The sequence below is a fragment of the Paraburkholderia sp. J7 genome (assembly GCF_905220155.1).
Taxonomy (GTDB): Bacteria; Pseudomonadota; Gammaproteobacteria; order Burkholderiales; family Burkholderiaceae; genus Paraburkholderia.
Genome location: NZ_CAJMYZ010000011.1, coordinates 253,803 through 277,450 on the forward strand (window position 1 = coordinate 253,803; position 23,648 = coordinate 277,450).

Annotated in this window: 22 protein-coding genes; 17 read left to right on the plus strand and 5 right to left on the minus strand. The window is 66.5% G+C overall.

What is annotated here, in order from left to right; translation table 11 throughout:
• Positions 1 to 6: 6 nt before the first annotated feature.
• Entirely contained in the window at positions 7 to 1,044 is a 1,038-nt protein-coding gene (locus U5A58_RS19810; RefSeq protein WP_321962688.1) for a GlxA family transcriptional regulator, read from the minus strand.
• A gap of 111 nt (positions 1,045 to 1,155) precedes the next feature.
• On the opposite strand from U5A58_RS19810, the gene U5A58_RS19815 reads away from it, so the two are divergent.
• The 3 genes from U5A58_RS19815 (at position 1,156) to U5A58_RS19825 (ending at position 5,014) form a co-directional block, all read left to right on the plus strand.
• Positions 1,156 to 1,332: a hypothetical protein gene (locus U5A58_RS19815; protein WP_321912591.1), complete on the plus strand. Its 177-nt coding sequence runs from the start codon at positions 1,156 to 1,158 to the stop codon at positions 1,330 to 1,332.
• Between the two features lie 186 nt (positions 1,333 to 1,518).
• Positions 1,519 to 2,235 carry a helix-turn-helix transcriptional regulator gene (locus U5A58_RS19820; protein ID WP_321962721.1) on the plus strand — a complete coding sequence of 239 codons (717 nt, stop codon included), beginning with the start codon at positions 1,519 to 1,521 and terminating at the stop codon, positions 2,233 to 2,235.
• 229 nt (positions 2,236 to 2,464) lie between these two features.
• Positions 2,465 to 5,014 carry a DUF6600 domain-containing protein gene (locus U5A58_RS19825; protein ID WP_321962689.1) on the plus strand — a complete coding sequence of 850 codons (2,550 nt, stop codon included), beginning with the start codon at positions 2,465 to 2,467 and terminating at the stop codon, positions 5,012 to 5,014.
• Between the two features lie 95 nt (positions 5,015 to 5,109).
• Here U5A58_RS19825 and U5A58_RS19830 read toward each other — a convergent pair whose 3' ends face one another.
• Together U5A58_RS19830 and U5A58_RS19835 are read right to left on the minus strand one after the other, a co-directional pair.
• Positions 5,110 to 6,081, minus strand: a complete 972-nt coding sequence (locus U5A58_RS19830) for a thymidylate synthase (protein WP_321912593.1) — start codon at positions 6,079 to 6,081, stop codon at positions 5,110 to 5,112.
• 314 nt (positions 6,082 to 6,395) lie between these two features.
• Positions 6,396 to 7,781 carry a sigma-54 dependent transcriptional regulator gene (locus U5A58_RS19835; protein WP_321912595.1) on the minus strand — a complete coding sequence of 462 codons (1,386 nt, stop codon included), beginning with the start codon at positions 7,779 to 7,781 and terminating at the stop codon, positions 6,396 to 6,398.
• Between the two features lie 548 nt (positions 7,782 to 8,329).
• Between U5A58_RS19835 and U5A58_RS19840 the strand changes: the two genes are divergently transcribed.
• The 9 genes from U5A58_RS19840 to U5A58_RS19880 all read left to right on the plus strand — a co-directional run bounded on the left by U5A58_RS19840 (position 8,330) and on the right by U5A58_RS19880 (position 17,235).
• The gene (locus U5A58_RS19840) at positions 8,330 to 8,875 is read left to right on the plus strand and encodes a hypothetical protein (RefSeq protein WP_321962690.1); all 546 of its coding nucleotides are present in this window, start codon (positions 8,330 to 8,332) and stop codon (positions 8,873 to 8,875) included.
• Between the two features lie 122 nt (positions 8,876 to 8,997).
• Positions 8,998 to 9,498 (plus strand): hypothetical protein, encoded by a 501-nt coding sequence (locus U5A58_RS19845; protein WP_321912599.1) that lies wholly within the window; start codon positions 8,998 to 9,000, stop codon positions 9,496 to 9,498.
• Positions 9,495 to 10,133: a hypothetical protein gene (locus U5A58_RS19850; protein WP_321962691.1), complete on the plus strand. Its 639-nt coding sequence runs from the start codon at positions 9,495 to 9,497 to the stop codon at positions 10,131 to 10,133. The genes U5A58_RS19845 and U5A58_RS19850 overlap by 4 nt, the downstream gene beginning before the upstream one ends.
• A gap of 27 nt (positions 10,134 to 10,160) precedes the next feature.
• Positions 10,161 to 11,738 (plus strand): cell wall anchor protein, encoded by a 1,578-nt coding sequence (locus U5A58_RS19855; RefSeq protein ID WP_321962692.1) that lies wholly within the window; start codon positions 10,161 to 10,163, stop codon positions 11,736 to 11,738.
• A 114-nt stretch (positions 11,739 to 11,852) separates the two neighbouring features.
• The gene (locus U5A58_RS19860) at positions 11,853 to 12,575 is read left to right on the plus strand and encodes a C39 family peptidase (RefSeq protein WP_415774259.1); all 723 of its coding nucleotides are present in this window, start codon (positions 11,853 to 11,855) and stop codon (positions 12,573 to 12,575) included.
• A gap of 13 nt (positions 12,576 to 12,588) precedes the next feature.
• Complete coding sequence (locus tag U5A58_RS19865) at positions 12,589 to 13,431, plus strand: peptidase C39 (protein WP_321962693.1); 843 nt, start codon at positions 12,589 to 12,591, stop codon at positions 13,429 to 13,431.
• A gap of 164 nt (positions 13,432 to 13,595) precedes the next feature.
• Positions 13,596 to 15,074, plus strand: coding sequence for a hypothetical protein (locus tag U5A58_RS19870; protein ID WP_415774263.1), 1,479 nt, complete (start codon positions 13,596 to 13,598; stop codon positions 15,072 to 15,074).
• 16 nt (positions 15,075 to 15,090) lie between these two features.
• Complete coding sequence (locus tag U5A58_RS19875; protein WP_321962695.1) at positions 15,091 to 16,620, plus strand: sigma-54 dependent transcriptional regulator; 1,530 nt, start codon at positions 15,091 to 15,093, stop codon at positions 16,618 to 16,620.
• 117 nt (positions 16,621 to 16,737) lie between these two features.
• Positions 16,738 to 17,235: a dihydrofolate reductase gene (locus tag U5A58_RS19880; RefSeq protein WP_028206731.1), complete on the plus strand. Its 498-nt coding sequence runs from the start codon at positions 16,738 to 16,740 to the stop codon at positions 17,233 to 17,235.
• Between the two features lie 108 nt (positions 17,236 to 17,343).
• Here U5A58_RS19880 and pmbA read toward each other — a convergent pair whose 3' ends face one another.
• Positions 17,344 to 18,714 carry a metalloprotease PmbA gene (gene pmbA, locus U5A58_RS19885; RefSeq protein WP_321962696.1) on the minus strand — a complete coding sequence of 457 codons (1,371 nt, stop codon included), beginning with the start codon at positions 18,712 to 18,714 and terminating at the stop codon, positions 17,344 to 17,346.
• A 254-nt stretch (positions 18,715 to 18,968) separates the two neighbouring features.
• Between pmbA and yjgA the strand changes: the two genes are divergently transcribed.
• Both yjgA and mog read left to right on the plus strand, forming a co-directional pair.
• Entirely contained in the window at positions 18,969 to 19,583 is a 615-nt protein-coding gene (yjgA, locus tag U5A58_RS19890) for a ribosome biogenesis factor YjgA (RefSeq protein ID WP_321962697.1), read from the plus strand.
• Positions 19,570 to 20,193, plus strand: a complete 624-nt coding sequence (gene mog, locus U5A58_RS19895) for a molybdopterin adenylyltransferase (protein ID WP_233882353.1) — start codon at positions 19,570 to 19,572, stop codon at positions 20,191 to 20,193. The genes yjgA and mog overlap by 14 nt, the downstream gene beginning before the upstream one ends.
• A 96-nt stretch (positions 20,194 to 20,289) precedes the next feature.
• Here the strand turns inward: mog and orn are convergent, their stop codons facing one another.
• The gene (gene orn / locus U5A58_RS19900; RefSeq protein ID WP_321962698.1) at positions 20,290 to 20,919 is read right to left on the minus strand and encodes an oligoribonuclease; all 630 of its coding nucleotides are present in this window, start codon (positions 20,917 to 20,919) and stop codon (positions 20,290 to 20,292) included.
• A 112-nt stretch (positions 20,920 to 21,031) separates the two neighbouring features.
• Between orn and U5A58_RS19905 the strand changes: the two genes are divergently transcribed.
• The 3 genes from U5A58_RS19905 to U5A58_RS19915 are packed head-to-tail and all read left to right on the plus strand — an operon-like array spanning position 21,032 to position 23,593.
• Positions 21,032 to 22,309 carry a M48 family metallopeptidase gene (locus U5A58_RS19905; RefSeq protein WP_321962699.1) on the plus strand — a complete coding sequence of 426 codons (1,278 nt, stop codon included), beginning with the start codon at positions 21,032 to 21,034 and terminating at the stop codon, positions 22,307 to 22,309.
• On the plus strand, positions 22,306 to 23,247 hold the full coding sequence (gene rsgA, locus U5A58_RS19910; protein ID WP_321962700.1) for a ribosome small subunit-dependent GTPase A: 942 nt from the start codon (positions 22,306 to 22,308) through the stop codon (positions 23,245 to 23,247). Before U5A58_RS19905 ends, rsgA begins: the two co-directional genes overlap by 4 nt.
• A 22-nt stretch (positions 23,248 to 23,269) precedes the next feature.
• A complete protein-coding gene (locus U5A58_RS19915) occupies positions 23,270 to 23,593 on the plus strand; it encodes a DUF2007 domain-containing protein (RefSeq protein WP_321912620.1) in 324 nt (107 codons plus the stop codon).
• The last annotated feature ends 55 nt before the right edge of the window (positions 23,594 to 23,648 follow it).

Consider the following 23,648-nt stretch of genomic DNA (forward strand, 5'->3'; position numbering starts at 1 on the left):
ATTGATTCAACTCGCCGCGAATCGCGCCCGGTAATCGAGCGGCAGCACGCCATAGCATCGCTCGAACGCGCGCCGCAGATTCTGCTCGGTGCCGAAACCGCAATCGGCCGCAATGCGCTTGAGCGGCCGGCGCGACTGCGCGAGCGCGTGCGCAGCGGCCTCCACGCGCATCGCCGCAACCGTGCGCGCCGGCGTGCGCCCCACCGCGTCGACATAGCGGCGCGCAAAGGTACGCGGGCTCATGCGCGCCTCCTCGGCCAGACGCTCGACGCTCAGCTCGCCATGCAGGTTGGCGGCCATCCAGCCGTGCAGCGCGTCGAACTCCGCGCCGGCGGTAGCTTGCGCCGCGAGCGCTTCGCTGAATTGCGCCTGGCCGCCGGGCCGCTTCATGAACACGACGAGGCGGCGCGCCGCCTGCATCGCGACCGCATGGCCGCAGTCCTCCTCGATCAGCGCGAGCGCGAGATCGATGCCGGCCGTCACGCCCGCCGAGGTCCAGACCACGCGGCCGTCGCGCTCGTCGCGGATAAAGATCGGCTCGGGATCGACCTCCACGCGGGGAAAGCGCCGCGCGAGCTGGGACGCGTTGCGCCAGTGCGTGGCGGCGCGGCGGCCGTCGAGCAGCCCCGCCGCGGCGAGATAGAACGCCCCCGTGCAGACCGACGCGACGCGGCGTGCATGCGGCGCGGCCGCCGCGATCCAGGCGACGAGTTCGGGTTGCAGCACGGTGGTGTCGTCGATGGGGACGCCGGGCACGATCAGCGTGTCGATCGTGGCGGGGTCGAGCGTGTCGAGCCGCTCGGTGACGATGGGCATGCCCGCAAAGGTCGGCAGCACGCCGCCAGCGACCGAGGCGAGCGTCGTGCGGTAGGCGCAAGGCTGCGCGCCGTTTGCACTACCGCTCGCGCCGCCGGCCGTGCGCATCGCCAGCTCGGCGCGCCAGAATGCTTCGATGGGTCCGCAGGCGTCGAGCAGCACAAGCTCGGGCGCGACGGCAAATACGACGTGGCGTGCAGCGGCAGGGAAAGTCGGTTCAGACGGCATGACGGCGAACTCGATGCTGACGAAGTGCCCTCATCATCGCACGCGCGCGATTGGCAGTCAGGTCAAAGTAACGTCAAATCCTGCCAGTCGACGGTGACGACAGGATCACGCGTGGCCGCTCACTTATGGAACGTGACGCCTTCGTCGATCGTGCCGTACATCGTGATGCCGCTCGTGCTGTTCGACGGCGGCGTGGAACCGCCTGCACAGGCGGCGCACAAGGCGGCGAGCGCGGCGGCGGCGAAAAGAGCCAGGAAGCGTTTCATAAAGGGCAAGCCGATAGCGTGAATAAACGATTCTAGCGCGGCGCTCCCGCGCGCCGCAGTACGTACCACCGCGCGCGACTCGGCACTCATCGAGCGGCTGCAATCGACACTTCATCGCAGAGTGAAACGTCGAATGCGCCATTTCGCTAAAGTGACGGTGTGGGTGAAATCCGCCGCCATCGCCAACCATGAAGGAGCCGCCATGACCCTGCCCGCCACCGACGAATCGAGCCACTTTCCGGGTCTCGCACGCGTTGCCGCGCTGCTCGCCGATCCCGGCCGCGCCGCCATGCTATGGGCGCTCATGGACGGCAGCGCGCGGCCCGCGGGCGAACTCACGATGATCGCGGGCCTCTCGCCTTCGGCGGCGAGCGGCCACCTCGCGCGCCTGACCGATGGCGGCCTGCTCGCGCTCGACGTGCGCGGCCGCCACCGGTACTACCGGATCGCTACCCCCGAGATCGCGGCAGCGATCGAGGCGCTCATGAACGTCGCGCATGTGTCCAATGCCGTCACGTCGCAGCGCCCGACACCCCGCCCCGCGCGCACGGTGCCCCTGGAGATGCGCCATGCGCGCACCTGCTATGACCACATGGCCGGCGAAGTCGCCGTGCAAGTGTTCGAGCGCCTCGTGGACGGCGGCCTGCTGGTGCGCGACGGCGACACGCTCGAAGCCACGCCGGAGGGCACGGCGCGTCTCGCGGCGTGGGGCGTGGACGTTGCCGCGCTGCGCGCACGGCGGCGGCGCTTTGCCTGTACCTGTCTCGACTGGAGCGAGCGCAGGCCGCACCTGGGCGGCGCACTCGGCGCGGCGCTGCTCGATTCGTGGACGCACAGCGGCTGGATCGAGCGCACGAGCCGCCCGCGCGTGCTGCGCATCACGCCTAAAGGACAGCACGAATTCGATGCGCTCGTCGGTGCATAACACACTTCGCGAGCGGGCCGTATTAACTGACAAATACCCAACAAAATCGCGGATTTCGCGCGCAAAAGGTCGCGTTTCTCCCGCGGCCACACGTTCTGTTACATCTGCTGCATAAGCCTTAACAAATCCGCGAGCATGGAAACAAGCCTGCCGGATACAGTGCCCTGCATGGGATGGCAATCGGCGCAACAGCACCAAAGCGCCCGATCCCATGGACAGGAGAACAAAGATGAGAACGCGCACACCTACGATCACCCAGTTTCGCCGCACGTCCCGCCGCACGCTGTTCGCACTCGCCGCGCTCGCGGCGCTGAACCTCGCCGGCACGAGCGCGGTTTTCGCGCAGGTGGCGCCCCCCGATGCGGCGGCCAGCCCCACTGCTACGGGCGGTGATCCGCCCAGCCGCGTGGCGCGCCTCGACTACATGGCCGGCGCCGTGACCACCGAGCCGGCCGGCGCGAGCGACTGGTCGTACGCGCAGCTCAACCGCCCGCTCACGACCGGCGACCAGCTCTGGAACGACGCCAACGGGCGCTCGGAGCTGCACATCGGCTCGACGGCGGTGCGCCTCGGCGCGCAGACGAGCCTCGACGTGCTCAACCTCGACGATCAAACGGCGCAGCTCAAAGTGCCGCAAGGCACGCTCTCGACGCGTGTGCGCGAAATGCCTCCCGGCACCTCGTATGAAATCGACACGCCGAACCTCGCGCTCGGCGTGACGAGCCCCGGCGACTACCGCGTGGATGTGGCGCCCGACGGCAGCAGCACGACCGTCACCGTGCGCAACGGCAGCGTGACCGTGTACGGCGAAAACGGTCAGATGCCGATGACGGCCGGTCAGCAGATCCGCTTTGCCGGCACCGACCTGCAGCAGGTGGCAAGCGACCAGGCGCCGCCGCCGGACACCTTCGACCAGTGGGCCCTCGCACGCGACGCCGCCGAAGACCGCTCGGTTTCGGCGCGCTATGTCTCGCGAGACGTCCCGGGCTACCAGGACCTCGACAACAACGGCACGTGGCGCAGCGATCCGCAGTACGGCGAAGTCTGGACGCCGAACTCGGTGCCCGCCGGCTGGGCGCCGTATCACGACGGCCACTGGGTGTGGCAGGCGCCGTGGGGCTGGACGTGGGTCGACGACGCGCCTTGGGGCTTCGCGCCATACCACTACGGCCGCTGGGCGTACGTCGACGATTCGTGGGCCTGGGTGCCCGGCCCGGTCGTCGAGAGCGCACCGCCCGTCTATGCGCCAGCGCTGGTCGCGTTCGTAGGCGGCGGTGACGGCGGCACGGACTGGGGCGTCAACCTCGCCGTGGGCGGCGTCGCGGCCGCGGGCGTCGCTTGGTTCGCGCTCGGGCCGGGCGAGCCGTGGCATCCGCACTGGGGCGGCTGGAGCCCGAACTACTACCAGCGTGTGAACCAGACCGTCGTCGTCAACAACTACCGGCGCGACGTCAACATCACGAATATCAACGTTCACAACACCTATGTGAACTATCGCGCGCCGGGCGCTGTGACCGCCGTGCCGGCCACGGCTTTCGTCCACGGTCAGCCGGTCTCGCGCTTCGCGCAGCATGTCGATCCGCAGCAATGGCGTAATGCGCGGATCAACCCGGGTACGCCCGGCATCGCGCCAGTGCAGGGCAGTTTCGGACCCAACATGCGCCGCGCCAACTACCGGCCGCCCGCAGCGCTCAACCAGCGCCAGGTCGTAGCCACGCGCGCGCCGGTCGCGCCGCCTGCGTTCCACGATAACCTCGCGCAGCGCTTCGCCCACACCGGGGGCGCGGTGCCGGGCGCGGGTGCGCCTGTGGTGCGCGTCTCGGCGCCGGCGCATGCGCCCTCCTCGCCGTTCGCGTCGGCTTCGCATGGCGCGTGGCCCGCGCAGAACGTGCGCGTCGTGCCGCCGCATTCGCCGGTGCTCGGCGCGGCCGGCAGGCCGGCTGCCCCGCAGGCCCAGGCTGGCCGTCCAGGCATGCCTGGCGGCGCACCTCAAGCGGGCGCCGTGCCCGCTAACGCCATGCAGCGTGGCGCCGAGCATGGCCAGCCGGGCATGGCGCCCGCCGCCGCGCAAGAACACGGTGTGCCGCGCCCGCCGCAGTTTGCCGGCCGTCCGGAAGGCGGCGCGCCCGCAGCGGGCCAGCCGGGTCCGGGCGCCATGAACGCAGCGCCGCGCGGCGAAGCGCATCAGCCAGCATGGACGCAGCCGCACGCGCCGATGGCCACGCGTGGCCAGCCGGGCGGCAACGAGGCAGGCAGACCGCCCGTCGTCGCGATGCAACAGCAACGTGACGCGGCACGTGGCCAGCCGCAGGCGCAACCGCAGCAACGCATGCCCGAGCCCGCCGCGGCGCAACGCGCGCCGCAAGCCGAGGCACGGCAAGCGCCGCAGCCCGGGGCGCGCCCCGAGTTCCATCCGCAGACGCAAGCTCAGCCGCAGCCGCAACAGCGCGCTGAGGTTCGTCCGCAGCCGCAGCCCCAGCCGCGTCAGGAGTTCCATCCGCAGCCCCAGCCGCAGCAGCACGCGGAGGCTCGTCCGCAACCGCAGCCCCAGCCGCGCCAGGAGTTCCATCCGCAGCCCCAGCCGCAGCCGCGCGCCGAAGCCCGTCCGCAGCCGCAGCCCCAACCGCGCCAGGAGTTCCATCCGCAGCCCCAGCCGCAGCAGCAGCACGCTGAAGCCCGCCCGCAGCCGCAGCCTCAACCGCGTCCGCAACCGCAACCCGCGCCTCACCCGCAGGAGCGCGCAAGCGGCAACAATCACGACGATCGCCACCACGGCTGATCGCCGTGCCAGCAACGAAAAAGCCCGCGAACGTCGCCGTTCGCGGGCTTTTTTCATGGCGCTGTCATCCCGCCCCTACCGTGAATGCAAGCGCCTCACACCGCCATCGGCGCAGTGAGCGGTTCATGATGGCGGTAGTCCACGAGCGAGAAGTCGGACGGCTCGACCTTTTCGAGCCACTCCGGCTCATAGACGCCCGTCTTCGCGTACTCGGGCACGCGCTCGGAAATGGCCAGACGCGGGCTTGCATACGGCTCCCGGCGCAACTGCTCGTTGAGCATATCGAGTTGATTCTCGTAAATGTGCGCGTCGCCGATGAAGTACGTGAACCAGCGCGGCGTATAACCCGTCAGCCGGCCCACGAGGTGCAGCAGCACCGCGCCTTCGGTCAGGTTGAACGGCGTGCCGAGGCCCACGTCGTTGCTGCGGATATACAGGCACAACGAGATTTCGCGCTTCGTCGGGTTCGGCACGAACTGATACAGCAAGTGGCAAGCCGGCAGCGCGATCTCTTCGAGCACCGCCGGATTCCAGCCATGAAACAAAATTCGACGGTCGGTCGGGTTGTTCATGATCGTGTCGAGGCACTGACGCAGCTGGTCGACCGCCTTGTAGAGCAGCACCTTGGCTCGCCCATCCTCGGTAAATTCTGCGACGCGCGCGTAACCTCGCGATTGCGCGTCGGCGAGCTGCGCGGCGGCTTGGGCGTCGAGCACCTTGTAGGCTGGCCAGCGCCGCCATTGCACGCCGTACACGTCGCCCAGGTCGTCCGTGCCTTCGCGGTACGGATTGGCGAGCCACTGGGCGTTCTCGTTCGCGTTGGCGTCCCAGACCTTGCAGCCCAGCGCGCGGAAATCGGCAGCGCTGCGCGAGGCGCGCAAAAATCCGATCAGCTCGCCCACCGCCGACTTGAACGCCAGTTTCTTCGTCGTCACCGCCGGGAAGCCGTCCTGCAGGTCGAAGCGCAGCATGGCGCCCGGCTGGCTGATCGTGCGGATACCGGTGCGGTTTTCCTGCCAGGTGCCGGTGTCGAGAATCGAGCGGACGAGCTCGAGATACTGTTTCATGCGCGGTTCCCTCGTCGGGCACATAGCGCCCGGGTCGGATTCAGGATGGAAAAGGAGGATTTTACCCGGCGCGCGCGTCCCGGGTCGGCCGCGCCGAAAGCGCGAGTCCGTCACGAAACGGGGACAAGGGCGAAACGCCCGCAGGACGGGCTACGAAGAGCCCTGGGAAAAGCTCGCGGCGCAACGAGTCGCAGCGAGATGAAACACCATGACAATGACCCGCCACAAGCGACGGCGCGCGCTCAACACACGGAGCACGAAAGCGCCGGCCGCTTCAAGCAACCTGAATCAAACTCGAGCAACCTCACCGCGCCTCAACCGCCCGACGCCAGCCCGCCCGGATGCGGCGCGAGCGGCTCGCTTTCCATATGGCGCATGCCATGCGCACACAAGAGCCGGTACAGCGTCACGCGCGAGATGCCGAGCTCCTGGGCGGCGTCGCCAAGACGGCCGCGGTGGCGCAGCAGCGCAAGTTCGATGGCCTGACGCTCGGCGGCTTCCCGCGCCTGGGCGAGCGAGACCGGCACCACTTCGACGTAGTCGCCCAGTTCGAGATCGCGCGCCGTGATCGCGCGGCCCTCCGACATCACGATGGCGCGCCGCACGCGGTTGATCAGCTCGCGCACGTTGCCGGGCCAGCTGTAGTTGTGCAGCGCCGCGATGGCGTCGGGCGAAAAGCCGCGCAGGCGCCGGCTGCCGTCCTTCTTGAAGCGCTCGAGCATGTGCCGCGCGAGCAGTTCGATGTCCTTGCCGCGCGCGCGCAGCGGCGGCTCGTCGATCTGCAGCACGCACAGGCGGTGATACAAGTCCTGGCGGAAGCGCCCTTCCACCATTGCCGCGCGCATGTCGACGTGGGTGGCCGAGATGATGCGCACGTCCACCGGAATCGACTGATGGCCGCCCAGCCGCTCGATCTTGCCTTCCTGCAGGAAGCGCAGCAGGCTCGCCTGGCTTTCCATGGGCAGGTCGCCGATTTCATCGAGAAAGAGCGTGCCGCCATTGGCCGATTCGACGCGCCCGACCTTGCGCTGGCTCGCGCCCGTGAACGCACCGCGCTCGTAGCCGAACAGCTCGGACTGCAGCAGGTGCGGGGGAATGGCGCCGCAGTTGATCGGCACGAACGGCGCGCTACGGCGCGACGAGCGCTCGTGGATCGCCACCGCCGTGAGTTCCTTGCCCGTACCGGATTCGCCCGAAATGAACACCGGCGCGTCGGTCAGCGCGACCTTGCGGATCGAGCGGAACAGCGCCAGCATCGCCTCGCACGAGCCGACCATTTCGCCTTCGCTGCCGCCCGTGGTGTCGTTCGAGGCGACTTCGCCGAGCGATACCATGCCATACGCGTGGCCGACGGAATCGACGATGCGATCGCCGTTCCAGGGGACCGTTACGTAATCGAAACAGTAATCGCGCACCAGACGGCGCAGCGTTGCGTCCTGCAGTTGCCCGGTCGTCGTCGCCGCCACCCAGCCGACGTTGGGCAACGTGAGGCACGGCTCGAATGAGCCGATTTCATGCAGATGAAATTCGCTTGATAGATCGAGCAAGCCCCCCGCGGGCATACCTGCGCGAAGCGCCCGCCGCGCGTCCCGTGCGTTGCCGACGATCTCCACCTGCCAGCCACGCTCGTGGAACCGCTCGTTCAACGCTTCGACCGGTTTTCGCGTCACGTACACCAATTGCCGCGTTGCAGGTTCCATTATTCAGATCCTCTTGCCAACACCATCGTTTGGGAATGACGGCACGCACCTGAATGTACAGACACGCAGCAAAAAGCGACTTTCGCGTACCTGCAAAAAACAGTGAACGCGCATGCTTTTGCTGACAGTGAATCCCCGAGTTGTGGCGTGTGTGTCAACTTGCCCAGTTGCGGGCTTTTTCTTTTAGGCATTACGGCTTTTTCTGAAGCTTACTATAGCCTCATGGCACTTGGATAGAATTTATGCAATTGGAATGCATAAGGGACTGATGGAAATGTTTCCACCTGTTTCCTGGCATTTTGTCAGTGCAGAAATAATTACGGATGTTTCCATTCTCTGAATAGTTAAGCGTCTGGCGCGCAAACGTTCTCCTTTGAAACCATATGGCATTCCAAACGGGTTTAAACGGCCTCACGTTTCAGCGCTGAAACATTTTGGCGAATATCCGCCATTCAAAGTTTGCAGAAAATAGTGCGGTTCGAAGCGTATCAATGGATTGCGGGCGATGGCACACGTTTCGCTAAATGTCTCGCACCAGGAGATACGCCATGCGACTCAACATCCAGCAGGTCCGGCGCAGTGTCATCGGCTACGGCAGCGCATGCGCCGCCATGCTCGTACCGGCCGCCCTCCTCGTCCTCTCGCCCGCCGCTCGCGCACAGGCGCCGGACGATGCGTCAGCCGCGCCAAACACGGTTGTCAGCGTCACGAACGCCGCCCCGGATGTCGTTCCTGCAACACCTGCGGCACTCGTCCCCGCCACGCTCGCCGTAAGCGCGCCGGCCGACGATACAAACGCCGCCGCCACGGACTCGACCAGCGCCACGGCCACCAGCGCGCAGGCGCCGGCCGACCCTGTCGCCTCTGGCAACGATGGCGCCTTCGCGGGCATCGGCTCACTCGACGATCAGACGCTCTCGCGCCAGCGCGGCGGCGCCGTCGGCATGGTGATGGTTGCGGCCACGCCACAACTGATGCGTGGAAACAACAACGTGACGCTCTGGGACGAAATCGCGCCGCCTGCACCGCTGCCGATCCCCGTGGACGCCACGCAGAACGCGCAGGGCAACCTCGCAAGCTACACGAGAAAGTGACGATGAGATAGCACCCGTGCCGCCTGCGGCGCGGTGTCCGGTTCGCGGTGAATAACGCGAAGCCAGGACAAATGGACCGGACAAGGCGCCCATGCGCCGACTCCGGCCAGGAGGAGACCAGAATGACAGCACGCAACTCGACGCGCGGCGCAAGCCGCCGCTCGATCCAGGCCGCCGCCGCCCTGTGCGGCGCCCTGGCCGCGAGCGTCACAGCGGGCGTGTACGCCCAGCAGGTGACGAATCCCGGCGACATCATCGTCGAACGCGACATCACGCCGCGCAGCGCCTTCGACAACGTGCCAAAGAGCCAGGACCCCGTGCTCGTGCGCGCCACGACCTTTCCCAAGAACAGCTTCGACCCGGCGATCGCGACGCTCGTCACCGACACGGACCTCACCAACGCGCACGGCTCGAGTGGCGTGAACGCGAACGGCGCCTTGAGCGCGCAAACCGCCGGCGTGCAGGCGCTCACGCGCATTCTCACGGGCAGCGCGACCGGCGCGAACGTGGCGGCCGGCCCCGGCGCGAGCGCCGGCGTAGGCGGCGGCCTCGGCGGCACGATTTCCTCGACGATCACAGGCGCGCTCGCCCCACTCTCGGGCGCCATGGGAGGCATGAAATGAGCCGTTCGATCCAGACGCCATGCACGTGGCACACGCTGCGCACGGCGCTTCCCGGCGCGCTCGTCTGCGCCGCCGCGCTCGCCTTTGCCGGCGCCGCGCAGGCCCAGGTCAGCGTCGGCGCGACGGCAAGCATCGCCCCGGGCGCCGCCACCTCGACGACGGGCGCGCTCACCGTGAACGAAACAGCGGGGGTCGACAACGCCCAGGCCAACCAGTTGACGATCACGACCGGCAACGTGTCGATCAACGTGAACGGCGACGACCAGCTCGCCACCGTCACGGCGCGGCTCAAGGGCGCGACCGCGACGATAGGTACAGGTGCTTTTGCAAACACGAACGGCGCAATGATGGTGAATCAGTCGGCGGGCGTGGGCAATGTCCAGCGCAACACTGCGCTCATCAGCAGTGGTGCGATTGGTGTGGTGGCGGTCTCGGACGGTGAATTGTCCGCGGCGGCTGCCCAAAACGGCAGTCGGGGGCAAATGGCCCAGGCAGGGGGCATTCGTGAGGTACGCATCGACAATGCGGCATTCAGGAATGCGACGGGCCTCGTGCAGGTGAACCAGACAGCCGGCGCCGGTAACGCTACGGCAAACAGTTTTGTGCTCCGTCCCCCGGCGGGCACTCTTTTTTAACTGACCACTCAGTATCGGAGCGAAATCATGAAGCGCACCCTCATAGCAGCGGCAGTTCTCGCGTCGGCGGTAGGTTCCGCTCACGCGGCTAATTCGGCGTATCTGTTCAACGCCACAGGCGTAACCCAGTACGTCGGCATCGAAGGCTTTGTCGCGCTGTTCGGCTGCGTCTCGGTTTCGAGCACCGCCGGCGCCGTCATCAACAACAACCAGACCACCGGCGGCGGCACGCTCATTCCGCAAGCACAAAGCTATAACAGCGGCAAGGTGACGACGACGTTCAACGACACGAACTTCAGCGTGATGGGCACGGGCAGCAACACGTTCACGAAGTCGTCGAGTTCGAGCGAGTCGAGCATGTCGTCATCGTCGAGCAGCCAGTCGAAGACGCATAATGTCAACGCATCGACCACAAAGAGCTCGTCGAGCAGCTCGACCTTCAGCAAGTCGCTCGACGCAAGCGCGAGCGCCGACTATCACGTCAAGACCGACAACGGCAGCACGCACGACCACACGACGTCCAGCAGCTTTAGCGATACGGGCAGCGCGGCGCTCGGTACGAGCTACAGCAGCGTAGGCAACAACACGTCGACGAAGTCGCAAAGCGGCAATGGCAGCCTGACAGCCAACGCGTCGTGGTCGCACAGCGGCAACCCGCACAATGGCTCGGCAAGCTTGAACCTCAGCGGCTCGGAAAGCACGTCGCACACGAAGACGAATTCGCATAACAACAGCGACACGACGAACGTCGGCGCAACGTGGGATGTGAACAACAACAAGAACACGAGCAACAGCTCTACCACTGCCAACACGGCTTATGCCGACGGCACGGCGAGCGCGTCACTCTCGGCCAGCGTGAGCGGCTCGAGCAGCAAGACGAAGAACTCGAGCAACACGTATGCCCATACGTACAGCGAGTCGAGCACCAGCATGAACTCGCATGAGCATTCGTCGTCGCACCAATCGAGCTCGACCAAGAGCTGGGGCTATAGCGTGAGCGACACGCTCAACACCGTCGACGAGCATACGACCGGCTACATCACGCAGCACATCAACACGCAACAAGCCGGCACGCTCGACGCCAACACGGGCAGCGACGCGGCAACCGGTGTGACGGGCAACCTTGGCGTGAACATCGCGGAAGGCATCAACAACGCGCAAAGCAACGATGTCGCGCTCGCTTCCGTCGACATGGGCAACGTCTTCGGCAACGCGCAGATCTTCAACACGCAAAGCTCCAGTGGCCGCGCGAACGTGAAGAACTTCAATCTGAACGCGTCGGTCGGTGACGGCTCGCTTGCGAACGTCTCGGGCAACGTCGGCGTGAACGTCGCATCCGGTATCGGCAACGCGCAGAACAACAGCCTCGCCGGCTCCGTGACGACGGCAAGCCCGGGTTCGGCCTCGACGGTTGCCATGGTCGCGACGGATAACAACGTGCAGAACGCCAACATGTCGGCAACCGGCCAGTTCCAGGGCACGGCTAGCCTCGGCGCCAATACGCTCACCGGCGCACAAGGCAACATCGGCGTGAACATTGCCGGCGGCATCGGCAACCTGCAGCACAACGGCATGGCAATCGCCGCGATGAACAACGGCCACTAAGCACGGCTGGCAGTACCGCAGGAACTGGGCTCGTCCCAGGCAGTAACGCAGCAAGCAACGCGCGCCGGCTGTCCCACCGCAGCCGGCGCGCAAACCAGAAGGCAGGAGACCACCATGTCCGGGCCCCTCTCGACCCCGGCGTCAAGGATGTTTGTGCTCGCGCTGACGCTTACCGCCAGCGCGGCGCTTGTGCCTGTGCATGCACAGCAGTCGACGCTCGACGCGACCCACCTCATCGGCGTGCCGGTGAAGCTTCCGGTCCACTCGATGCGGGACCTGCGCTATCGCAGCATCGTCAGCCAGCAGTATGACTACAGCTGCGGCGCTGCCGCACTCGCCACGCTGCTCAAGTACGGCTACGGCATCGACATCCCCGAACCTGAGTTGATCCGCCAGATGATGGTGTTCTCCACACCCGAGGTGGTCGTCAAGAACGGCTTCTCCATGCTCGACATGAAGAAGTTCGTGGAGACGATCGGCTTGCGCGGCCGCGGTTTTCGCGTCAACACCGACGCGCTCTACCACCTGCAGATTCCCGTGCTGGTGCTCATGAACATCGATGGCTACGAGCACTTCGTGATCGTCAAGCATGCCGAGAACAGCCGCATCTTCATTGCGGACCCCGCGCTCGGCAACCGTATCGTCGCCGAAGACGACTTTGCCAAGACATGGAACGGCCTCGTCTTCGCGGTGCTCGGAAAACCGTTCCTGGAGGATTCTCCGCTGTTGCAGAACAACGAGTCGCTCGCGCTCAAGCTGCGTGAAAACGCACTGCTCAATGGCACGGCTGCGACTCCCTTCTTCGAATACGGCCTCGATAAGGCCGTCATGTTCTGAAGTCCGAAGAATCATGAAACGCAACCTCTCACAGTGTGGCATCGCGGCAGCTGTCTCCGCGCTCGCCTGCGCTTTCTCGAGCGGTGCGCTAGCGGCCGATGGCATCGGCTTGCCGCAGCCGGTGCCGGCGTTTCTCTCGAACGCCGACGCGCAGGCGCCAGGCATCCGCTGCGAGGCCGTCGGCGACGACGTGCTCGCGCATCAGACCGGCAAATATGCCGGCAGCGACATGATTTCCGGGTTCGTTCTGAACCTGCTTTCTCAATGGCAATTGCCAAACGGCGCGACCGCAGTCGCGCAAGGCGCACTCGCGGTCGCCCAGAACGCGGCCAACCAGGTAAGCGCGCAGGTCAAGACATATGCAACCGTGATCGACCCGGCGCAGGGCGGAACCACGGGCGCGAACAGCGGCGCCAACCCGAACGCGACGGCCACCGGCGGCCAGAACGTTTCGGTCAACGGCGTCTCGCAGATCACCCAGGTGGCCGGCAATGGCAATGCGGGCGCCAATGCCGCAACCATCTCCTACGACAACAACGCGCCGCAGATCGCCAACCTGCCAGGCGCCAACCAGTCGAGCGCGTCCGCCTCGAACGCGAGCGGCAGCATCAAGGCGGGCATCTCGTTCGGCAGTAACGGCGTCAATGTGACGCTGCAGACGCCGGCGGGCATCGCCACGCAGAACGTCATGCCGGGCAACGCGCAACAGGCCGGCGCGATCGCCCAGCTACTCCAGGTCGCAGGCAATAACCAGCAGGTCGCCAACCAGTTGCAACTGAGTCTGCAGACGCAGCAGATGACGTCGCAAATGATCCGGCAGTCCGGCGTATTACAGGCGCTGCGAAATCTCCACTAACCGAGGGCTCATAACGAGGCGCACCAGCAAGGAGACCACCACGCGGGCAAGGACCCGCGCGAGCAGCAGGACTTTGAATGAGGAGCATCGACGTGCGCGGGCGTGGGACCAGGGGGTTCCAGTTGGCGCCCGCATTCGATCCCGGGGGAAGAAGAATGAAGACGATGTCAAGGACGGCCGCGCCGCACGCGACGCTGGCCGCCATACCAGCAGCGGTTTTGCTGTTCGCGCTCTCGCAGTCCGCCCACGCGCAGGCGCTTCAAAGCCAGTCGATCGAAGAGCGGCTGAACACCCTCATGCGGGTGGTGGACGAGCAGCAGCGGCAAATCCAGTCACTCGAGCGCCAGGTGACGAACCTCGAAATGGCGCAACGCGGCCGAGGCATGCCGGGCGCAGGCGCGCCCGACGCCGCGTCGGACGCAACGGTGGCGGAGCAGCCCGGCGCCGACGGCCTGCCTGTGCCGTTGCCGCCGCTCGCCCAGGCGCTGCCGGGCGCGACTGCGCCCGGTGCGCTCACCGGCACGGCAACCGGCGTGCCGGTGAACCCGCCCTCGCCCGACGCCGGAGCGACCAATGGCGCGACCGGCACCGCGGCCGCGAGCGGCCCGCAGCAGGGCGCGCCGGTTGGCGTGAACCCCAACGGCAGCCCGACTGTGGGCGAAACCCAGAAGAACGCCGAGCCCTCGCGCACGCAAGCCGAAGAAGCAGTCGTGCAGCGCGAGCACGCACCGCTCTTCGACCATAAGCTGACATTGGACTGGGGTATCAGCGACAGCTATTACGATCGCCGCCAGCTGCAGCTCTCGGGCTTCCTCGCGCTCGACGCGATCTTCCTCGGCAACATCAATCTGGGGCAGACCAAGTCGCACCAGATCACGGCCGACCTGGACACGCGCTACGGCATCACCGACCGCATGAGCGTGGACGTGGACGTGCCGTACGTGTACCGCCACAGCACCTTCATCGTGGGCGGCGCGGGTGGCTCGGCGAGCACGCTCACGGACGCATCGGTCAATTCGAACGCCATTGGCGACGTGAACTTCGGGATCTACTACCAGTTCCTGAAAGAGACCAACAGCGTTCCGGACGTAGTCGGCAGCCTGCGCGTGAAGACGGCGACCGGCACCTCGCCGTTCGGCATCAAGGTGCAGCAGATCACGCCCGACAACACCAACCTCGTCGCGCCCAGCAAACTGCCCACGGGCACGGGATTCTGGAACGTGACCGCAGGTGTCTCGGTGCTGAAAACCTACGACCCGGTGGTGCTGTTCGGCAGCCTCTCGTACACGTACAACATCTCGCGCTCGTTCGCCGACATCTCCTCGGTGATCGGCCAGACCGAACCCGCCGAAGTAAAGCTTGGCGACATCATCCAGTTCGGCGGCGGCGTTGCGCTCGCGTTCTCGGACAAGGATTCGGCGAGCATTTCGTACACCATGGCCATCGAACCGCAGTCGAAGACGAAGACGCCCGGCGGCAGCTGGACCGGCGTGCCGGGCAGCGAGACCACCGCCTCGGTGCTCAACTTCGGCCTGAATCACGTGGTCAACAAGCACTTGACGATCAACGGCGCGGTTTCCGTCGGGCTCACGCCCGATGCACCGAACTTCGTTGTTGGCGTGCGTTTCCCTTATACCTTCTGATGTCATGAGGCCGATCGTGCGCGAATCCTCACATCTGGGCGCCACTGTGACACCGCTCGCGGGAGCCGGTCAGCATCTTGCCGTGACCGGGCCGCCGCCTGCAGGCGTTGCATCCGACGCCGGCCACGCGCGCGATGCGAAGTCCGAGACGGGTCTCGAGCGCACCTTGCTGTACGTCGCGCGCACGCCCGACCCGCTGCTCAGCGCCTACCTGAAGAGCCGCGGCTGGGAAATCGCGACCGCGCGCACGGTGCATGAGGCCTCGCGCCTCGTGAAGCCAGAGGCGGCCTACGCCGGCATCGTCGATCTCACGGGCTTCGCGCCGCGCGAGTTCGCGGGCCTCGAGACGATCCTGCGGCTGCAGCAGGTCGGATGGATCGCGCTCACCGACGACTCGCGCTTGACCGACGCCGAAGTGCGGCGTCTGATCCGCCACTACTGCTTCGACTACGTGCACGTGCCGGTCTCGCACGCCACGCTCGACTACCTCGTGGGCCACGCGTTCGGCATGGTGTCGCTGTGCGATCTCGACGCGCCGGGCGCCGCCGCCGCGAGCCAGGACGACGACGAGATGGTCGGGACCTGCGAGGCGATGCAGCAGCTCTTTCGCACGATCCGCAAGGTCGCCAATACCGACGCCACCGTGTTCATCTCGGGCGAATCGGGCACGGGCAAGGAACTCACCGCGCTCGCGATCCACGAGCGCTCCGCGCGGCGCAAGGCGACGTTCGTGCCGATCAACTGCGGCGCGATCCCGCATCATCTTCTGCAATCCGAACTGTTCGGCTATGAGCGCGGCGCCTTCACGGGCGCGAACCAGCGCAAGATCGGACGCGTCGAATCGGCCAACGGCGGCACGCTCTTTCTCGACGAAATCGGCGACTTGCCGCTGGAAAGCCAGGCAAGCCTGCTGCGCTTCCTGCAGGAAGGCAAGATCGAGCGGCTGGGCGGCCACGAGCAGATTCCCGTGGACCTGCGCATCATTTCGGCGACGCACGTCGATCTCGAAACGGCGATGCGCGACGGCCGCTTTCGCGCCGACCTCTTTCACCGCCTGTGCGTGCTGCGCGTGGACGAGCCGCCGCTGCGCGCACGCGGCAAGGACATCGAAATTCTCGCGCACCACGTGCTGCACAAGTTCAAGCAGGACAGCGCGCGCCGCATACGCGGCTTCACGCCCGACGCCATCGAGGCGATGTACAACTACAACTGGCCGGGCAACGTGCGCGAGCTGATCAACCGCGTGCGCCGCGCGATCGTCATGGCCGAAAGCAAGCTGATCTCGGCGGAGGATCTCGATCTCGCCCACTTCACGGCGCAGCAGACGGTCACGCTCGCGCAGGCGCGCGAAGCCGCGGAGCGGCGCGCGATCGAGGCGGCGCTGCTGCGGCACCGGCACCGGCTCACGGAAGCCGCTGCCGACCTCGGCATCTCGCGCGTGACGCTCTACCGGCTAATGGGTACGCACGGCCTGCGCGACGAAAAAACGCTCTTCGACGGCGAAGCGGAGAACCAGGCGGAATTGCCGCCCGACGTGCAGGAGTGAAACGGACGCCGGGGCACGAGAGGGCAAGACAGGGCACGAGTGAGCGCGCCGGGCCGCCCGGCGCGCTCAGGTAGAATCGCTGCGAACAGCTTACAACCTCGCACCTCTACCCTTTCGATGACGACGCTCACCCTCATCGTCGCCCGTGCACGCAACGGCGTGATCGGCCGCGACAACGCGCTGCCCTGGCGGCTCCCGGAAGACCTTGCGTTCTTCAAGCGCACCACCATGGGCGCGCCCATCATCATGGGCCGCAAAACGCACGAATCGATCGGCCGCGCCTTGCCGGGCCGCCGCAACATCGTCGTGACGCGCGACGCGGGCAAGCGCTTTCCCGGCTGCGATACCGCCACGAGCCTCGACGAAGCGCTCGCGCTCGCGGCGCAGGATCAGGCGCCTACGGCATTCCTGATCGGCGGCGCGCAGCTCTATGGCGAGGGACTGGGCCTCGCGCATGAGCTCGTGGTGACGGAAATCTCCGCGGACTTCGAGGGCGACGCCACCTTTCCCGCACCGGACCCCGACGTGTGGCAAGAAACGTCGCGCGAGACGCTGCATGCGAATGCGCCGAACGACTTCGACTTTGCGTTCGTGCGCTACGTGCGGCGCGATTGATTGCCTCGGCGCGCCACGCTACCCAACCGCGCGCCCACAACCCGCCGCCCAAAAGCACAACGGCACGCCAAGGCGTGCCGTTGTTGATTGAGCCTGCGGAAATACCGCTTACTGCCCCGCCACCGTCATGCGCTCGATCAGTACCGAGCCGGTTTGACGCGTGCCGCGCGCGAGCGTATCCGCGCCCACGGCGACGATGTGGTGGAACATCTCCTGCAGCGTCGAAGCCACCGTGATTTCCTCGACCGGGTACTGGATCTTGCCGTTCTCCACCCAGAAGCCCGACGCCCCGCGCGAATAGTCGCCCGTCACGAAGTTCACGCCCTGCCCCATCAGCTCGGTCAGCAAGAGGCCCGTGCCGAGCTTCTTGAGCATCGCTTCGAAGTCGTCCTCCGGCTTCGTGAGCGAGCTTTGCAGATGCAGGTTGTGCGAGCCGCCGGCGTTGCCCGTGGTCTGCATGCCGAGCTTGCGCGCCGAATACGACGACAGGAAATAGCCCTGCACGATGCCGTCCTTGACGACTTCGCGCCGCTGCGTGCGCACGCCCTCTTCGTCGAACGGCGCGCTGCCGGCCGCACGCGGCACATGCGGGTCCTCGACGATCTGGATGTGCGGCGCGAATACGGGCTTGCCGAGGCTGTCGACGAGGAACGACGTCTTGCGATACAGCGCGCCGCCGCTCACGGCCTGCACGAACGCGCCGAGCAGGCCCGCGGCGAGCGGGGCCTCGAACAGCACCGGCACCTTGCGCGTGTCGAGGCTGCGCGCGTTCAGGCGCGAGAGCGCACGTTCGGCCGCATAGCGCCCGACGGCTTCGGGCGCGGCCAGCTCGGCCGCGCTGCGCCGCGAGGTGTACCAGTCGTCGCGCTGCATGTTGCGGCCGGCGCCTGCGATGGGCGCGCACGAAATGTAGTGGCGCGAGTACGGATAGCCGTGCATGAAGCCGCCCGAGGTGGCGAGCACGAACTGCGAATGCTGCGCCGACACGCTCGCGCCTTCGGAGTTCTTCACGCGCGGATCGACGGCGAAAGCGGCATCTTCGGCGCGGCGCGCGATTTCCACGGCCTCGTCGGCCGAGAGATTCCACGGGTGGTAAAGGTCGAGGTCGCGCGGCGCGGTTTCGAGCAGCTCGCGCTCTGCGAGGCCCGCGCAGTCGTCATCGGCGGTGAAGCGCGCGATGTTGTACGCGGCCGCGACCGTGTCCTTGAGGGCCTGCGGCGAAAAGTCGGAGGTGCTCGCGTTGCCGCGCTTGTTGCCGATATAGACGGTCACGCCGACCATCTTGTCGCGGTTGTGCTCGATCGTCTCGACCTCGCCGCGGCGCACCGAGACGGACAAGCCGTCGCCTTCGGAGATCTCGGTCGCGGCGTCGCTTGCGCCGAGCGCATTGGCGTGCCGGAGGATGTCGGACGCGATCTCCTTCAGTTCGTCCTGGGTGTGCGGGAAAAAGCGTTGCCGGGCTTCGATGTCTGCTGCCATTGTCGTTACGGTCCGGTTCTGGGCCGATGCGGCCCGCTGATGTCGTGTTTCGCTGGTGTCGCTTCGAGTGCGACCGGTGCTTCGGAACGCGATGCGTTCGCAAAGCGCATCACGCGATCATAGCAAGGTATGTGAACACGCATCACAGGCGCTTTCGCCGCCTCGCGCTGCGCATGAACCCTCACACCGATATCGGGCCGCCGGCGGCGCCTTCAAGCCCAGGCCGCACGCCCGCGCACGCTACAATACGCCCCATGAAACGCAAAACCCGCATTCAACCGATGAACGACGCTGTCGCCGACCCGGACGACAACGGCTACGATCGCCCGAGCAAATCGCAGCTCAAGCGCGACATGGAAGCGCTCCAGGAACTGGGCCAGGCCCTCGTGGAGCTGCCCAAAGACGCGCTCAAGCGCATGCCGATGACCGAAGACCTCGCGGACGCCGTCCACGAGTGCCGCCGCATCACCGACCACGAAGGCAAACGCCGCCAGCTTCAGTATGTAGGCCGCATGATGCGCGGCCTGACCGAAGCCGAAGTCGCCGCGCTGCGCACGAAGCTCGATGAGCACCGCGGCGTGAACAGGGCCGCGACGGCGCGCCTGCACTGGATCGAGCGCACGCGCGACAAACTGCTCGCCGACGACGCCGCGCTCACCGAATTCATCCGCCAGTACCCAGCCGCCGACCCGCAGGAGGGCCGCACGCTGATCCGCAACGCGCGCCGCGAGCAGGAGCAGAGCCGGCCCCCGAAGTCCTTCCGCGAGTTGTTCCAGTGGATCAAGGACGTGAGCGCGCAAGGCGCCGGCGAGGCGGACGACCACGACGACGAGCGCGCCGACGAGGACCGCGAAGATGACGAAGCCTGAGCGCAGCCACCCTGACGAACTCGTGATCGGCCTCGTGTCGGTCAGCGACCGCGCGACGAGCGGCGTGTATGAGGACAAGGGCATTCCGTCGCTGATGGAGTGGCTCGGCAGCGTGCTGAAAACGCCGTGGCGCGCGGAAACCCGCCTGATTCACGACGACGCGGCGACGATCTCCGCCACGCTCACGGCGCTCGTGGACGGTCTGGGCTGCGACCTCGTGCTGACCACGGGCGGCACCGGCCCCGCGCGCCGCGATGTGACGCCCGAGGCGACGCTTGCGGTCGCGACCAAGGAGATGCCGGGCTTTGGTGAGCAAATGCGCCAGATCAGCCTGAATTTCGTGCCGACGGCCATTCTGTCGCGCCAGGTCGCCGTGATCCGCGAAAACGACGACCATGCGGCGCTGATCATCAACCTGCCGGGGCAGCCGAAGTCGATCAAGGAAACGCTGGAAGGCCTGCGCGACGATCAGGGCGCCGTCAAGGTGCCGGGTATTTTTGCTGCGGTGCCGTATTGCATCGACCTGATTGGCGGCCCGTATATCGAAACCGATCCGAACGTCGTGGCGGCGTTCCGGCCAAAGAACGCGCAGCGAGCGCCGCGCGCGTAAGACTCAAACTTCTTGCTGCGTCATGACACAGCGCGGGACAGAACGCGGCGACGACGGGACGAACCCGCCGCCGCGGCGTTGCCGTGTCGGCTCAGATCAAAGCGCCGGACCGGCTTCGCCCGTTGCGTTATCCGGCACGATGCCCGGCGCCGGAACGAGGAAGTGCTCGCGGTAGTACTTGAGCTCGTCGATCGACTCGTGGATGTCGGCGAGCGCCGTGTGCATCGCGCGCTTCTGGAAACCCTTGTAGATGGTTGGCTGCCAGCGGCGGCACAGCTCCTTGAGCGTGCTCACGTCGAGGTTGCGGTAGTGGAAGAAGCGCTCGAGCGTGGGCATCCAGCGCGCCATGAAGCGGCGGTCCTGACAAATCGAGTTGCCGCACATCGGCGACTTGCCCGGCGGCACGTACTGCGAAAGAAACGCCATGATCTGCTCGGTCGCGCTTTCTTCCGTGACCGTCGACGCCCGCACGCGCTCGGTGAGGCCCGAGCGGCCGTGCGTGTTGCGGTTCCATTCATCCATGCGGTCGAGCACCGACTCCGGCTGATGGATGGCCAGCACGGGACCTTCCACGAGCTTGTCGAGCGTCGAGTTCGTCACCACCACGGCGATCTCGATGATGCGGTCGTTGTCCGGATCGAGCCCCGTCATTTCCATATCGAGCCAGATCAGGTTCATGTCGGTGCGCTCGATGAGCGGCGCGCCGGCAGCGGTAATCTCAGTCATGAAAGGCAACCCGGAGAGCGTTGGAAGCGCGGCGCGTGCGCGGCATCGACAGGATGCGATGCCCGGCCGGCGAGAACATATAATTGTCGCATAGATACCACGGACTTCCTGGATGCCTAATCTGTCCCCCTCCCCTGCGCTGTACTTCAGCGTGCTCTTCGTCGTGGCCGTGCTCGCCATGGTCGCGACCAAGCTCTGGCTCGCGTCGCGCCAGATCCGTTTCGTGGCCGCGCACCGCGGCGCGGTTCCCGCGCAGTTCACCGCGACCATCCCGCTCGCCGCGCACCAGCGCGCCGCCGATTACACGGTTGCGCGCACGCGCCTTGGCATGATCGAGATCGTGCTCGGCGCCGTGGTGCTGATCGCGCTCACGCTGCTCGGCGGCGTGCAGGCGCTCGACCTCGGCATTTCGGACGCGATCGGGCGCGACTATGTGGGCCAGATCGCCCTGATCGGCGCCGTGCTCGCCATTTCCGGCGTGGTCGAACTGCCGCTCGACTACTACCGCCAATTCGTGGTCGAGGAGCGCTTCGGCTTTAACCGCATGACCAAGCGCATTTTCATCATGGACCGCATCAAGGGGCTGCTGATCGGCGCCGCGTTCGGCATTCCGCTGCTCTTCGTCGTGCTCTGGCTCATGAAGCAGGCGGGCAGCCTCTGGTGGCTCTGGACGTGGGCCGTCTGGGTCGCCTTCCAGATGCTCGTGCTGGTGCTCTACCCCACCTTCATCGCGCCGCTTTTCAACAAGTTCGAACCGCTGCGCGATGAAGCCCTGCGCTCGCGCATCGAAGCGCTCATGCAGCGCTGCGGCTTCGCGGCCAAGGGCCTGTTCGTGATGGACGGCAGCCGCCGCTCCGCACACGGCAACGCCTATTTCACGGGCTTTGGCGCAGCCAAGCGCATCGTGTTCTTCGACACGCTGCTCGCGCGCCTCTCCGGCAGCGAGATCGAGGCCGTGCTCGCGCACGAACTCGGCCACTTCAAGCGCCGTCACGTGATCAAGCGCATGGTCGTCACGTTCGCGATCAGCCTCGCGCTGCTCGCCCTGCTCGGCTGGCTCTCGCAGCGCGTGTGGTTCTATGAAGGCCTCGGTGTGCGGCCGTCGCTGCTCGGCGGCAACGAAGGGCTTGCGCTCGTGCTGTTCTTCCTCGCCGTGCCGGTGTTCCTGTTCTTCGTCACGCCGCTTGGCAGCCTCTCGTCGCGCAAGCATGAGTTCGAGGCCGACGCCTTTGCCGCCACGCAAACCGACGCGCAGCATCTCGTCAACGCGCTCGTGAAGCTCTACGAGGACAACGCGTCGACGCTCACGCCCGACCCGCTCTATACCGCGTTCTACTACTCGCATCCGCCGGCTTCGCAGCGGATCGACCGACTGCTAGCGCACGCATGAACCGGCGCGCAACGAAAGCCGCCGGCAATGCTAAAGCCGCAGGCGCCACGCTGCACGGCGTGGTGATCGCCGCCCACGGGCGCCATTATCTCGTCGCGCCCGACGGCGGCGGCGCACATCTGCAATGCTTCCCGCGCGGCAAGAAGAGCGAAGTGGCGGTCGGCGACCGCGTCGACTATCAATCGACTTCCGCCGATCAGGGCGTGATCGTCGCGATCGGCGAGCGGCGCAACCTGCTCTACCGTTCCGACCAGTTCAAGTCGAAGCTCTTCGCGGCAAACCTCGACCAGTTGCTGATCGTGCTCGCCACCGAGCCGCACTTCAGCGAAGACCTGCTCGGCCGCGCGCTCGTGGCCGCCGAGGCCAACGACCTCAAGCCACTCATCGTCCTCAACAAGATCGACGTCCAGGCCGCGCTGCCGCTCGCGCGCGAGCGGCTCGAACGCTATCGCGCGCTGGGCTATACGGTGCTCGAGGTTTCGGTGAAGGGGCGCCCCGAGGAGGCGCGCGCGGTGCTCGCCGAGCACCTGCACGGCCATCAGACGATCCTGCTCGGCCAGTCGGGCATGGGCAAGTCGACGCTCGTGAACCTGCTGATTCCCGATGCCGAAGCCGCCACGCGCGAGATTTCGACGGCGCTCAACAGCGGGCGCCACACCACGACGTTCACGCGGCTTTACAGCTTGCCCGAGGGTGGCGCGCTGATCGACTCGCCGGGCTTCCAGGAATTCGGCCTCTATCACCTAACCGAAGGCAAGCTGGAGCGCGCGTTTCCCGAATTCCGGCCGCTGCTCGCGCACTGCCGCTTCTACAACTGCCATCACCTGCACGAGCCGGGCTGCGCGATTCTGGAAGCTGTCGACGATGGTCGCATCGCGCCGGAGCGCCAGGCGCTCTACGCGCAACTCATGCACGAGATCAGCCAGGTCGTGCGCTGACGCGCCGCCTGCCCCTGCGCCTATGCTCAAGCTCGTACGCGCGCCGAATCTGCTGATCGCCCAGCATTGGATGAACATCCTGGCGACGGCGGGCGTGCCCTGCGAGCTGCACAACCGCTACCTGAGCGGCGCGATGGGCGAGATTCCCGCTGAGCAGTGCGCACCCGAGCTGTGGCTCGTGGACGAACGCGACGAGAAGCTCGCCCGGCGTTTGATCGACGAGGCGGTGAGCGGACCGCCGCCAGGCTCGCCCACATGGCGCTGCGCGCGCTGCGGCGAGGTGCTCGAGGCGCAATTCACCGTGTGCTGGAATTGCGGGCGCGACCGCGACGTGCGCGACGAGTGACGCAAGCACCGTCGCATATGCAAATGGGCCGCTTTTAGCGGCCCATTTGCATGTT